The sequence below is a fragment of the Microcoleus sp. Pol12A5 genome (assembly GCF_036701435.1).
Taxonomy (GTDB): domain Bacteria; phylum Cyanobacteriota; class Cyanobacteriia; order Cyanobacteriales; family Microcoleaceae; genus Microcoleus.
On record NZ_JAUBQU010000005.1, the window covers coordinates 16,082 to 28,977 of the forward strand.

Genomic DNA, 12,896 nt, shown 5'->3' on the forward strand with positions numbered 1-12,896 from the left:
GATCATTTTAAAACGCAATGGATACAGCTAACTTTCCCTGGTTAACAACAACAATTCTGTTTCCCATTGCTGCGTCCTTGCTGATTCCTTTAATTCCCGATAAGGATGGCAAGACGGTGCGGTGGTATGCCCTAATTGTGGGTTTGATCGATTTTGCCCTACTTGTTTACGCTTTTTACACTCAGTACGACTTCAGCAATCCAGATTTGCAACTGGTAGAAAGTTACTCTTGGGTGCCGCAACTGGATTTAAATTGGTCTGTGGGTGCTGACGGTTTGTCGATGCCGCTGATTTTGCTGACGGGTTTTATTACCACTTTAGCTACTTTAGCAGCTTGGCCGGTTACTTTTAAACCGAAGCTATTTTACTTTTTGATGTTGGCGATGTACGGCGGCCAAATAGCAGTTTTTGCTGTGCAGGATATGCTGCTGTTTTTCCTGGTTTGGGAACTGGAATTAGTGCCGGTTTACCTAATTTTGTCGATTTGGGGTGGCAAAAAGCGCCTTTATGCAGCAACTAAATTTATCCTGTACACGGCAGGGGGCTCGCTGTTTATTTTGGTTGGCGCGCTGACGATGGCGTTTTACGGCGATACGGTGACTTTTGATATGCGGGCGATCGCAGCTAAAGATTACGCCCCCAATATAGAATTGCTCCTGTACACAGGTTTCTTAATAGCTTACGGCGTCAAACTGCCGATTTTTCCCCTGCACACCTGGCTCCCTGACGCTCACGGCGAAGCAACCGCACCCGCTCATATGTTGCTAGCAGGAATTTTGCTAAAAATGGGCGGTTACGCTTTGCTCCGGATGAATGCGGGAATGCTCCCGGATGCTCACGCTACCTTCGCACCCATCTTGGTAATTTTGGGTGTTGTTAACATTGTTTACGCGGCCTTAACTTCTTTTGCTCAGCGCAATCTGAAGCGGAAAATTGCTTATTCTTCCATTTCGCACATGGGGTTTGTGCTGATTGGGATAGCTTCGTTTACCGATTTGGGAACTAGCGGTGCAATGCTGCAAATGGTTTCCCACGGTTTAATCGGGGCGAGTTTGTTCTTCATGGTAGGTTGCACTTACGATCGCACTCACACCCTCATGCTCGACGAAATGGGCGGTGTAGGACAGAAAATGCGTAAGGTTTTCGCGATGTGGACTGCTTGTTCTATGGCTTCTTTGGCTTTGCCGGGAATGAGCGGTTTTGTAGCAGAATTGATGGTGTTTGTAGGTTTTGCAACGAGCGATGCTTACAATCCTGTGTTTAAGGTTTGCGTGGTATTTTTAGCTGCTGTCGGGGTGATTTTGACTCCGATTTACCTGTTGTCAATGCTGCGGGAGATTTTCTACGGGCCTGAGAATAAGGAATTGGCGGAACACGAAGAGTTGGTGGATGCGGAACCGCGAGAAGTGTTTGTTATTGCGGCTCTGTTAGTTCCTATTATTGGCATTGGTTTGTATCCGAAGATGCTGACTCAGGTTTACGATGCGACTACTGTACAGTTGACTGCAAAGTTGCGTGATTCTGTGCCTTCTTTGGTGGCTAAGACTGCGGCGGATAAAACAGTGTCTCTGCGTGCTCCGGCGATCGAGCCGAGCAAGTTGTAATTTGAACGAGATTTAGGAAGAAAATCCCCAAAATCTTAGAAAGATAGAGTTTGGGGGTTTTCTATTTTAATTGATAGACAAATCAGGGAAACTTGGCTCTCAAGCAATCTTGAGTTGGGTTTTATAAACAAAGTGGGCAGGCGGTAAATCAGGGCGATCGGAGTGTTAGACAGGAACTGCGCTCTAATTAATAGTTAGATTGCTTAAGTTGCTGATGAGGGAAGTCGTTGAAAGGTTATGTGTCAGTGCTGGGAGTCAAGCTGACTTGATAAAAATTTGGCATAATAGAAACTAAAGAAAAAATTATTACTATGTCGCCCTTGAATCAACCTCTTACAAAAGATGACTTTAATAACACCTGCTGGTATGATTTAGTGAACAGCAGCGAACGGAAAGATTGTTTAACCTATTATAGTGATTTTTGGGAAAAATCGCAGGAGGCGCAAGGAGCAGGAAATCTTAGGGAGCAAGAAGTTTTTGCAATTCTGGCAGCCGTGACTAACGCTGCAATTAAGCCAGAATCAACCGAAGAGTTTTTTGCTGATATTTTCAAGAATCTTACAGACGAGCAGCTAGACTTTCTTGCTGAAATCGCACCTAAAATATCAGATCCTGAACTTCAAGCACGAGTAGCAGATATTCTCTGGGTCAGACGACGTGACAATCGAATGGCTCAGTTGGCAATTTCCGCTTACTTACAATCAGCAACCACGTTAGAAAGCCCTGACCATTGGAGTGACTGTGTTGACAGAATAGAACGGGCACTACGGTTGGCACGCAAAATCAGACATCAGGACAAAGTTGTTTTTGCCCACATAGAAGCAGTTCTCGATCGCTATCAAGGGGAAGACCCGCTATGGTTATCTGCAAAGTTAATGCAGCTATTGCAGGAGTATCGATTCGGAGAACCAGCCAAATATGCAGCTCTTTCCTCAAAAGCAGCAACTTTAGCAGAATCAACCTCTCACTGGCCCAGAGCAAGAACACTCTGGAGTATTAAAGCCATATGGCATCGCATCGAGAAAGATTACACCAAGGAACTTGATGCTTCGATGTCAGCCGCCGAGACTTATGTTAAAGAAGCCGAGGCTGCTCTTACCAGAACTCCACCGAGTTACATGGCTGCATCGCAATTTTTACAACAAGCTGTTGAGGCATTTAGAAGGATTCGAGGCACAAGAGAGGAAACTGTAGGTGCTAAAGCAAGAGCGGAGGAAGTTCATAGACTTCTTCTTGAGTATCAGGAAAAAACTCTCAACGAGATGATTACCAGTTCTCACGACATTGACATTAGTGAGCAGGTAGAGGAAGCAAGAAATCATGTCAGGGGCAAAGACTTTCAAGAAGCACTATTTGCTTTGGCTCTTTTAGGTGCCCCAACTGATGTCTCTCGATTGAGGCAGCAAGTACAACAGCAAGCTCGTGAGTTTGTAGTATCTCATCTTTTTCCTGTTTTCATGGTGAATGAAATGGGCAAAGTTATTGCTCGTCAACCAGGTTCCGTCCTTTCTAGTAATCCTGAAGAAGCAGAGGCTGCAACTCGTTTTGAGATGTGTCGGAACGCCATTTACTATCAAAACCTACAAGCTCAAGCATATATTGAGCCTGCTAGAGCTCAAATTAATCTAGAGCATGGTGTGCGACTCAACGATATTTTCTCAATCGTGTCGCATAGTCCGTTTATTCCACCTAACCGTGAATACCTGTTTGCAAAGGGCTTGTATGCTGGACTTACTGGAGACTTTTTCACATCTACCCACATCCTAATTCCCCAACTTGAAAACTCTGTCCGTTATATCATGTGGCGAAGAGGCATAATTACTTCGGGGTTGGACGACAGTGGTATTCAGACCGAACATAATTTGAACTCTACTCTTTACCATCCAGAGATAACCTCTATCTTCGATGATGAAAATATGCTATTTGACTTGAAATGTTTACTTGTTGAACATGCTGGTAGTAACTTAAGAAATCGTATGGCTCATGGTCTAATTAATGATGGTGAGTTTATGAGTCCATTGATGTCATACATCTGGTGGCTTACATTAAGGCTTTGTTGCTTGCCTATTGTGATACATCAGCAGCGGGTTGAGCAATCCCAGACAAGTACCGACGCAATCTAACACCTCATGGCAGCGAATCGACGCAAGCCGCTGGTGCTGATTTCAAGGTTACTGCTCGCTGCTGCATTTTGCCGTTATACCGTAAAATTACCATTTGGTCGATCGCTCTTCATTCCGTTATTGCGCTCGCACTGGCGGGTTTCTATCCTTATTCTTATACGGAGAGTGCGATCTTTGGAAAGTGCGATCGCACCGAGAAAGTTTTGATGCGATCGGGCTCTTATAGGCAAAAAACATAACAATAAAACCCCAAAATCCAGTTTTAAAAATGGGTTTGGGAAAATTCGTTGAGGGTGGGAAGCATTCTCATCCGCCTGATATCGTTACCGCGATCTTGGACAGAATATTCTTATGTGGATGAACCGTTGATTGCAGCGGCCCAGGAACCGCCAGAGCCACGAACGCCTCAACTCCAGGAAGTTCTTCGCATAGCAAGCTCGACGTTGTGTAGAAGTTATAACCACATTTACCAGCCGATGAATTCCTGGATTATTATGTGCGGGAATCAGCGACAATTTCTTGATTTTGGTTGGATTTAGTCATGACTTATAAGCGATGAGAATAGTTATATTTTACATTTGTGTTAGGCGTTTTTTTATGGAATGACATCCAGAAAAGTTATTGTTATCATCGACGAACAAGAGCATTGAGGCTGCATAGATGACTGGCAAAGCTCAGACCGGGACTAGACAATTATTGCATAGGTGTTGGTTGACCTTAACGAAATGGCGATCGCTAAGTGTCCTCTGCATTTTGACACTGGCGGTTAGCCTGATTGTGAATGCTTGTAGCCTTTCACCACAGCAACTAGCTCCCCTGCGCGTCGGTATCACCAGTTGGGCAGGATTTGATATCGCACTTTATGCTCAGGAAGCCGGCTTATTCAAACAGCGGGGATTGGACGTGCAACTCATTCGGTTTGAGAATCAACAAGATTCTACTCGCGCCATGCTGCGGGGTACTCTTGACGCGACTTTTGTGTCTTTATGGGATGTGGTTCAGTCTGATTCGCGGAGTGAAAAGCCTGCGGTGGTGATGGTAACAAATGTTTCTCACGGGGCTGACGGCATTGTTGCTCAACCTGGAATCAAGTCAGTGGGAAACCTTCGCGGTAAAAGAGTCGGAGCGAAACTGGGAACAGTGAATCATCTGATTTTATTGGAAGCGCTGAAGTTGCACCAGATTAAACCCGAAGACGTCAAGATTGAGGATGTTTCCAATGAAACAGCGGTTGATTTGATGCAGAAGAAAGGTTTAGATGCAGCCGTGATCTGGCAACCTCTTCTAGGCGAAACGGCTCAAAATATTAAGGGTAATATCATTTACACCACTCAGGAAGTTGATAGTTTGGTCATTGATATGCTGGTTTCTCGGTCAACTATTACTCGCGCGAATAAAGCTGAATTGAAGCAATTTATTATGGCTTGGTTTGATATTATGAGTGCGGTGGAAACAAAGCCTAATGTCGTGTTTCAAAAAGTTGCTCAAAACCTGGGACAAAAGGGTGAGGCTTTTGCTAAAGATTACGCTGGTCTGAGAAAGGGTGATATTGCTATGCAGCAGAAGATGTTTCTGTCTGGTAGGTTGCCAGAGGCCATGGCTCAAATGGCTGAACTATTAAAATCTGACCCCCGTGCCGGAAAAATACCGCGTCAGGATGTGGAGATTAACACTGAGATCGTAACTACAGCAATCAATGAATGGAAATTATGACGAAATTCCTGCATTCCCATAGCTTGTCGCAGCGCTTGCTGGTTAGCGTTGGGTTGTCGATTACCACAGTTGGACTGGCAACTCTGGGACTTAACTATCGGCTGATGCAGTCTGACTTAGAAACGCAAGTTCATAACCGAGCTCAATCAATTACACAATCTCTAGAGTTTTCTACAGAAGGCTTACTAGAGTTGGAGAATAAAACCATTCTGCGACGGGTTGTGCAAAATTTTGCCACGATGCCCGGTGTGCTGGAAATTGCGATTGTTAATCCATCTGGAATGGCGATCGCCCGCAGTCCTCACAATATGACTAATCAGCCATATACTTCGATCTATCCACAACTCGCGCCAGCGATCGATCGGGCGGCAACCGCAGGCATTGAAGTCGGGCAAGATATCGTTGTGGACAACAAGCCTGCGATCGCACAAATTCTACCTTTTAGCAGTACCTTGTTTGGCGCATCTCAACGACGGGGAGTGGCGATCGCGCTACTCGATCTCAACCAAATGCAGCAAGCTGCCGACAGAACCTTCATTACCTCAACTTTGTTATTGCTAGTTGGCATCATCACAATTTTGTTAATGATGGGGATACTCCTTCAGAAGAATGTATTGCAACCCTTACGAGACTTGAATCAAGCAGTTTCTCAAAGTAAAAAAACTGGCATATTTCCTATGCCAAAGACGATTCCAGCTAACGAAATTCAATTTTTGGCAAGCACATTTGAGGAAGTATTCCGACAATTGGAAATCCACGAGCAACTCACAGCCGAAATAGCTCAACGGAAACAAATAGAAGTCACATTACGCGATAGTGAAGCCAGAGAAAGAGACAAATCTCAGCAGCTTGAGCAGGCTATTGAGAATTTAAAACGAACGCAAACCCAACTGATTCAAACAGAAAAAATTTCATCCTTGGGGCAATTAGTTGCAGGATTAGCCCATGAAATTAACAATCCGGTCGGCTTCATTCATGGCAATCTAATTCATGTACAATATTATGCTGAGAGTCTATTAAATTTGCTACACCTATATCAAAGGCATTATCCCAACCCAATTGGCGAAATTGAGAAAGAATCAGAAAATATTGACCTAGATTTTTTGCAAGATGATTTACCTAAAATTCTGACTTCAATGAGAATTGGAACCGATCGCATTCGCCAGATTGTGCTTTCACTCCGCAATTTTTCCCGGATGGATGAGTCAGAATTTAAAGAAGTTGATATCCATGAAGGAATTGATAGCACGCTGTTAATTTTGCAACATCGTCTCAAGGCGCGCCCAAAACATCCAGAAATTAAAGTCATTCGAGACTATGGCGATTTACCGCTAGTTGAGTGTTATGCCGGACAACTTAACCAAGTATTTATGAATATTTTGGCAAACGCTATTGATGCACTGGAAGAAATAAATACTCAACGGGTAGCTTGCTCGATCGAGAAAAAGCCCTGTTGTATTACAATTATTACCTCGGTGGTAGATTCGCAATGGGTTAAAATTGCTATCGCCGATAATGGCAATGGAATTCCAGAATCAATTCAAACCCAGATATTCAATCCATTTTTTACAACAAAGCCTGTAGGGAAGGGAACAGGAATGGGAATGGCGATTAGTTATCAGATTATTACTGAAAAACATGGTGGGACGCTGAGGTGTTTTTCAACGCCAGGAAAAGGGACGGAGTTTGAGATTTTTATTCCTGTTAATCAGAAGGAGTTGACAATATCGAAATCAACGACGATTTTATCTACGGGAGATAGATCCTAGCCGGGTAAACGTCAAAATCAGCATTTCGGGACTTATATCCAACTTTGCAAACAACCTTGAAGCCTTGCTCGATTTCTCCTTTCAACCTTAAAAACATTCTCGATCACTTTACCCATGACTATTTGGATCAAAAGAGTTAATATAGATCTACAAAACATTCAGATTTCAGTTAGGAGTAACTTGAATTTCGCATCCTACAATTGAAGCAAAAATCAGTCTCCCTGTTAATTTACTAGAAGCCACTTATCGACCCGTAAACCAGGGAAAAGCCAAAAGTCGTGAGTAATTTATTGTGCGGGCTATGAGTCGAGAATTGGCGACGCTAAAGCCATCCTAAATTGATGCAGCACTAGCAGCAGAAATGGTAAGCGCTCCGGAGTATCAAGCTGATGTCTTACAAATGGGAACTGAGTTTGCTACAGCTTATTGGGAAGCCTTTAAACGGGCGGAGTCTCAAGAATAAAAAACAGTATCAATCAAAAAGATATCCTGCCACCGTAACTCACCCTTTACCCCTTTCTTTTTTCAACCTTAAAAACATCCTCAAGACTTTTTCCAGCCGTTTTATCCTCCCACCCCATCGCCATCAAAAAACTCTCAGCAGACTGAGTTTCCACCACATCCACCCCCCATTCTCCCGGTTGCAACGCCTCAGCATCGCTACTCAAAGGAGGCGTCTTCTTCAATCCCGCTAAAATCAAAATATCAGGAAAAGAATCATCAGTTTTCCCCTGACTCATCCGCTTATCCACCAAAGCTAGAGCACAGAATTCTCCCACTTGAGGCGGAGAAAAAGCATCAGTAGAAAATAAAACTTCTACCATCCAATGAGAATGATTTAATTGACGACACTTAATCTCAGGATATTGACTTAAACCCTCAGCAAATACCCGAGTAAATTCTTCCCGACTTAAGGTGGGAAAAACACCCTCTGGCATATCAAAATTATGAGAAAGCAACATCCGCCCCGTTCCGGATTCAGTCATACTTTTAGTTACTTAATTTGAGAAATTGCCAACTTAATCACACCTTGAATCGCCGCTTCTGACTCCTTTTCCAATGCAGCTTGTAGCGGTTCAATCGCAGCCCGATCGCCCACTTTCATCAAAGACAAAGCCGCCGCCCTGCGAGTTTCCCCATCACCACGATCCAGCAACTCAATCAGATTAGGAATTGCCGGCTTATAAGCCAGATTTCCTAAAGCCGCCGCCGCCTCACACCGCACATCAACATCAACATCCGTCAGAGACTTAACCAAAATCTCGAATAATTCATCCTTCGATTCTTCCTGTGCAACCTTGGCGATCGCACCCACCACCGCACCGCGCACCACAGGCGAATCAGACGCGATCGCCTGATACAAATACTCCTTCGCCCCCGCCCCAATAAAAGCCAACGCCCAAGCCGCATGACCGATCGTACTCTCTGGCAGATCAGTTGACCCTAAAATATCCAACAAAGCCTGCACAGACGGCTCCCCAATCCTCGCCAAGGCCCCAATTGATGAACCCTTAACCACCGTATCCTCATCGTTCAACAAAGCATGAATTAAATGAGGAACCGCAGTCGGATCGGCAATCAAAGTCAGAGTTTTAGCAGCAGCACGCCGCACAACCGGATTAACATGATTTGCCAAACCATCCAACAAAAAAGGAGTCGCCGCTTCGCCAATTTCAGCCAAAGTTTCCGCGAAACGCAGTCGAGTCATTCCCCGCGTATCGCCCAAACATTCAACCAACCGCTTCAACAGATTGGAATCATTAGCATCGAAAGTATCTAAATCTATTTGTTCAGTAACTTCCCGAAGAAAAGCATCGGTTTCCTCGTGAGCCAATAGAATTGGATCTGCCTCAGCTTGATCATTAGAATTGACCATAATTATTACCTAATTATTAGTAGTTAGAGCTGCCAATTGAGCGCGAAGATTCTCCAATCCCGCATCAATTTTAGCAAGTTCCGGCTCAATTTTAGCCATCGCCGCCTTCGGAGGTAATTTGGCCTTTTGTGCCGCCGTCATCGTTTCATTAACCAAACGTTCCCGATATTCCTCAAATTCAGCAATTACTTCTGTCAATTCTTCAACATTAGTCTCTGGTGAAGTGGCAACAGTTTCCTCATCATTATCCGATGGATTCAATTCTTCGTTTTCAGACATAGCTTTGAGAGTTTAATAATTAGTCCGCGTAGGCGAACCTTGTGTGTATATGCGATTGCAGTCGTCTGGATATTTTTTGTTTATGTTACCGCAATTTCAATCACCGGGATATTTTGACTGTGTGTGTAGCTGCGGCAAGAGACTGGATATTTGTGCTTTAAGGTGACAGCACACCCACCCCAGAAAATCTCAAGCGATTGTGTTCAATCAGCTCTTCTAAAGCAGAGTGAGAAACACAACGACGCTCAGAACAGTATGCCATTTGTTTAACCCCATTTATCATCTGCACAGTCATCACCCGTACCCGAAAATGATCGTTAATAAACCAACAGCGTTCCTGTCCTTGATTAGTCTCATATTCCGTCTCAATAGTCAATACCCCATCATCCGCAAAATGGTAAACACCGATGACCGGAATACCTTCAACATAGCCTCGATTTCGCAGAAACTTGCCTGTTCTCGGATTAGTAGGATTAGGCACATCTAAAAGAATAGCAGCATAGTTTTGGTTCGGAACTGTATCATCTAAATTGTCCTGCCACATAAAACTGCATCCCCCACTAACTAAAGCGGGATCGACATTCTGCTGTTGACAAACATCTAAAAGTCTGGGATCATCTATTGACAAAACTTCAATGATGACATTGGATTCTCCCGACTCATCAGCCGCAGCAGTATCAAAATTATGGACTGTTCGCTGAGTAAACCAAACGCCCTCACTCTTGCGAAAAAAATCCATCATAGTCATAGGTGGTGTTAGCAGCATTTCTGTTTCAACTTAGCGAGAGGAATCAGAGGGATTGAGACAAATCTCATTGAAAAACGGGGATTTAGGCTTTGACCTGAGCTTAGCCGAACTGGGAATCAGAGCTGATTTTGGTTAAGAAAAATAAACAAACGTCAGTCTGGAATCCTTCAAATTCTAGGATAAATGACACTGGACAATTTTGAGCAACTCGATCAATAAATTTTCAGAAAAACATAATGTCACCTCGTCAACACTCATCTTTCCTCTCCGAACCCCTTTCTGCAACAGAAATCTTGGCAACCATTCAGCAAGGGAAAAGTCTAGCTCAAAGCAACCTCGCGGGAATAAACCTCAGCCAGATGGATTTAGTTGGTATTGATTTCACTGGATCAAACTTGATTGGGGCCAACCTTAGTCAAACCAATTTACAAGGGGCAAATCTCCAAGGGGTTGATTTACGAAGGGCAAATCTCAGAAATGCCAATTTGAGTGGAGCGAATTTACAAGAAAGCTATCTTTTTCGTGCAGAGTTACAGGGCTGTAATTTAGTCGATGCCCAGCTACAAGAGGCTAAATTAAAGTTAGCTCAATATGATGCTCATACCCTTTGGCCAGAAGGATTTAATTACAAAAATTCAGGAGCAATTGGTCCCCAAGCCAATCTCAGTGGAGCTTTTCTAAATACAGCTTACCTCAGAGGAGCAGATTTACACGGCTGCAATCTGCGAGGTGCTTATCTCAGTGGAGCCGATTTAACTGGGGCCAATTTAGAGGGAGCAGCCTTAAGTGGGGCAAGTCTTAAGAATGCCTTTCTAACTGGTGCTTATTTACGAAATGCTATCTTGATTGGAGTCGAATTACAAGGAGCGGATTTACGAGGAGCTGACTTAACCGGGGCAAATTTAGAGCAATTAAATAGTATTGCTGGCGCTGATTTTACCCTAGCACAAGGACTAACCCAAGAGATGAAAGCCATGCTTTGTAGTCGCGATCGCAAAGAATTAGGAACTTGGAATGCTTTTACTCGTAACAATACAGCTCAGAGTCTTCGCTCTCAGGTAGTCTAAATTTAGACTGATTTTTGAACTTCTGGAATGTGGCGTTCTAAATCGAACAGAAAACCGTGAATATATTCCTCAGTCCACTCCTCACCATAGAACCGCGTAAACATCCCCCTAGCCGGATCTTTGGCAGCACGATAATTAATATAACGTCGCTGTGCCTCAAGAATCTCTCCAAGTCGCTGACTATCTGTGACAGGTTGCGCTTGCTCAACCAAATCGAGATAAGCTTGAAGATAATCCTTAAAAGCTTCAAAGACCGTAGTTTGCACAGCCTCTGTTTCCTTGGGACGAGTCCAAAGAAAAGCAGGAGAAAAGAAAGGTTTTGCCTCGTCAGGAAAATCTCCTCCCCAAGGCAACTCCTTTTGATAGTTGTTAAAAATTGGCAAAACTGAATCTGAATATTGCTTCTGATAAGCGGCATCGTGAAAAAGAGGCTGCATATCTAAAGCAATTAAATGTCCCCCCGGCAAGGTTACTAAGTCCGCCCCAAAAAAGGGCAAGTCATAATTTAACTGGGGGAAAATAACAAAATTAAGTACCTGGAGAGCATCACCACCCTCAACATGAGCTGCCCGAATTTGGCGTAATTTTGAGGACTTAAAAGCATGACTTGTCGTCACCACCAACTGCTCTTTTTTTCCCTTCCCCGTTATAGCTTCCTTGCGCTCAAAACCTGCGGGAATGGGATAGGGCGACCAGTCAAGTCGTGCTTTTAGAACTGGGAGAGCGTAATCTAAAAAAGGCTGATAAAGAGTCATGTTGAACTTATCTTACTCCCGCTGGAACTGCTAAGGGAACAGCATCTTCAAACAAAAATTCGTACAGAAATCGCTCTGACCATTCATGCCCAAAATAGCTGCTGAATAGCCCTGATGCTGGATCGCGTTCCGCACTATACTGGTCGTAATCTTTCTGTGCCTTCACAATTCGCTGCATCTCTTCTGGACTGTTAAGCGGGGAGGCTTGCTCTAGCATTTGCCAATACAACTGGACATATTCTTGATAGGCTGGAAACAAACGAGTTACAACCGTTTCAGCATCTGTTTTAGCAAATAGCAAGTTCTTAGAAAAATACTGGTTCGCATCGTAAAACTTCATTTCTAAGTCTTGCGTTAAATCTTTGTATTTCTCCTTAAGTGCGCTCATGGGCCCGATATATTTGTCTATATAGGCTCGATCGCGGAATAAAGGTTGAAAATCTAAGACAACCAAGATTTTCTTCTGCCCAAAGGCTAAAAAATCAATTCCTAGCAAAGGCAGGTCGTAATTATAATTCGGATAAATGACACTATTGAAAATTTGTGCCGTTTCTCCAGCATCAATGTAAGTGTAACGAATCTTTCGCAATTCGGGACATTGATAGCACCAACTTTGAATCGTGGCGGGATTTTTTCCTCTTTCACTCACCACCGATTCCAACCCAGAGGGAATAGGACGACTCTCTAGAGCAAAACGTCCAAACAGTTCTTTTTCTAAGAATTCCTGAAACGGCTTAAACATAGATTAAAATTTAGCTCCTTCAATCTTTCCCTCAAAACAAGATCATACGGGATTACCTTAAATCTTGTCTCTGTATTTGACAAACAAAGTAATATTTCGTTACACAAATCTGCTGTGTACTCAGGATTCCCCACAAAAACCGCGTACCAGCCATCATTAAACGGCTAGCTTTGTAATAAATCTTAACCAACTCGCTCATAATTTTAGTCTATCCTAGTAA

At 43.6% G+C, this 12,896-nt stretch carries 12 protein-coding genes; 5 read left to right on the plus strand and 7 right to left on the minus strand.

The annotated features are described in order from the left end of the window. Nucleotides 1–17: 17 nt before the first annotated feature. Together ndhD1 and QUA45_RS02235 are read left to right on the plus strand one after the other, a co-directional pair. Complete coding sequence (gene ndhD1 / locus QUA45_RS02230; protein ID WP_445305283.1) at nt 18–1,604, plus strand: photosynthetic/respiratory NAD(P)H-quinone oxidoreductase subunit D1; 1,587 nt, start codon at nt 18–20, stop codon at nt 1,602–1,604. Between the two features lie 311 nt (nt 1,605–1,915). Beyond that, nucleotides 1,916–3,727 (plus strand): DUF4209 domain-containing protein, encoded by a 1,812-nt coding sequence (locus QUA45_RS02235; RefSeq protein ID WP_333219188.1) that lies wholly within the window; start codon nt 1,916–1,918, stop codon nt 3,725–3,727. A 74-nt stretch (nt 3,728–3,801) separates the two neighbouring features. Here the strand turns inward: QUA45_RS02235 and QUA45_RS02240 are convergent, their stop codons facing one another. After that, nucleotides 3,802–3,957 carry a hypothetical protein gene (locus QUA45_RS02240; RefSeq protein ID WP_333095530.1) on the minus strand — a complete coding sequence of 52 codons (156 nt, stop codon included), beginning with the start codon at nt 3,955–3,957 and terminating at the stop codon, nt 3,802–3,804. A gap of 481 nt (nt 3,958–4,438) precedes the next feature. Here QUA45_RS02240 and QUA45_RS02245 point away from each other — a divergent pair, with 481 nt between their 5' ends. Further along, entirely contained in the window at nt 4,439–5,440 is a 1,002-nt protein-coding gene (locus QUA45_RS02245; RefSeq protein ID WP_333095529.1) for an ABC transporter substrate-binding protein, read from the plus strand. Further along, entirely contained in the window at nt 5,428–7,209 is a 1,782-nt protein-coding gene (locus QUA45_RS02250; RefSeq protein WP_333219190.1) for an ATP-binding protein, read from the plus strand. The genes QUA45_RS02245 and QUA45_RS02250 overlap by 13 nt, the downstream gene beginning before the upstream one ends. A 509-nt stretch (nt 7,210–7,718) precedes the next feature. On the opposite strand, the gene QUA45_RS02255 is transcribed toward QUA45_RS02250, so the two are convergent. The 4 genes from QUA45_RS02255 to QUA45_RS02270 all read right to left on the minus strand — a co-directional run bounded on the left by QUA45_RS02255 (nt 7,719) and on the right by QUA45_RS02270 (nt 10,130). After that, nucleotides 7,719–8,195, minus strand: a complete 477-nt coding sequence (locus QUA45_RS02255; RefSeq protein WP_333095525.1) for a DUF2656 domain-containing protein — start codon at nt 8,193–8,195, stop codon at nt 7,719–7,721. Nucleotides 8,196–8,203: 8 nt separating this feature from the next. Further along, nucleotides 8,204–9,085 (minus strand): HEAT repeat domain-containing protein, encoded by an 882-nt coding sequence (locus QUA45_RS02260; RefSeq protein WP_333095524.1) that lies wholly within the window; start codon nt 9,083–9,085, stop codon nt 8,204–8,206. 9 nt (nt 9,086–9,094) lie between these two features. Continuing rightward, nucleotides 9,095–9,364, minus strand: a complete 270-nt coding sequence (locus QUA45_RS02265) for a hypothetical protein (protein ID WP_333095522.1) — start codon at nt 9,362–9,364, stop codon at nt 9,095–9,097. Between the two features lie 157 nt (nt 9,365–9,521). Further along, entirely contained in the window at nt 9,522–10,130 is a 609-nt protein-coding gene (locus QUA45_RS02270) for a phycobiliprotein lyase (protein WP_333095521.1), read from the minus strand. A gap of 218 nt (nt 10,131–10,348) precedes the next feature. Here QUA45_RS02270 and QUA45_RS02275 point away from each other — a divergent pair, with 218 nt between their 5' ends. Beyond that, on the plus strand, nt 10,349–11,179 hold the full coding sequence (locus tag QUA45_RS02275; protein WP_333095520.1) for a pentapeptide repeat-containing protein: 831 nt from the start codon (nt 10,349–10,351) through the stop codon (nt 11,177–11,179). A 2-nt stretch (nt 11,180–11,181) separates the two neighbouring features. On the opposite strand, the gene QUA45_RS02280 is transcribed toward QUA45_RS02275, so the two are convergent. Next, nucleotides 11,182–11,934 carry a phycoerythrobilin:ferredoxin oxidoreductase gene (locus QUA45_RS02280; RefSeq protein ID WP_333095519.1) on the minus strand — a complete coding sequence of 251 codons (753 nt, stop codon included), beginning with the start codon at nt 11,932–11,934 and terminating at the stop codon, nt 11,182–11,184. Between the two features lie 7 nt (nt 11,935–11,941). Next, entirely contained in the window at nt 11,942–12,676 is a 735-nt protein-coding gene (locus QUA45_RS02285; RefSeq protein ID WP_333219192.1) for a 15,16-dihydrobiliverdin:ferredoxin oxidoreductase, read from the minus strand. Between the last annotated feature and the right edge of the window lie 220 nt (nt 12,677–12,896).

Coding starts and splice junctions, on each gene's coding strand:
- ndhD1 (WP_445305283.1), top strand. CDS start 18: ATGGATACAGCTAACTTTCCCTGGTTAACAACAACAATTCTGTTTCCC.
- QUA45_RS02235 (WP_333219188.1), top strand. CDS start 1,916: ATGTCGCCCTTGAATCAACCTCTTACAAAAGATGACTTTAATAACACC.
- QUA45_RS02250 (WP_333219190.1), top strand. CDS start 5,428: ATGGAAATTATGACGAAATTCCTGCATTCCCATAGCTTGTCGCAGCGC.
- QUA45_RS02255 (WP_333095525.1), bottom strand. CDS start 8,195: ATGACTGAATCCGGAACGGGGCGGATGTTGCTTTCTCATAATTTTGAT.
- QUA45_RS02260 (WP_333095524.1), bottom strand. CDS start 9,085: ATGGTCAATTCTAATGATCAAGCTGAGGCAGATCCAATTCTATTGGCT.
- QUA45_RS02265 (WP_333095522.1), bottom strand. CDS start 9,364: ATGTCTGAAAACGAAGAATTGAATCCATCGGATAATGATGAGGAAACT.
- QUA45_RS02270 (WP_333095521.1), bottom strand. CDS start 10,130: ATGCTGCTAACACCACCTATGACTATGATGGATTTTTTTCGCAAGAGT.
- QUA45_RS02275 (WP_333095520.1), top strand. CDS start 10,349: ATGTCACCTCGTCAACACTCATCTTTCCTCTCCGAACCCCTTTCTGCA.
- QUA45_RS02280 (WP_333095519.1), bottom strand. CDS start 11,934: ATGACTCTTTATCAGCCTTTTTTAGATTACGCTCTCCCAGTTCTAAAA.
- QUA45_RS02285 (WP_333219192.1), bottom strand. CDS start 12,676: ATGTTTAAGCCGTTTCAGGAATTCTTAGAAAAAGAACTGTTTGGACGT.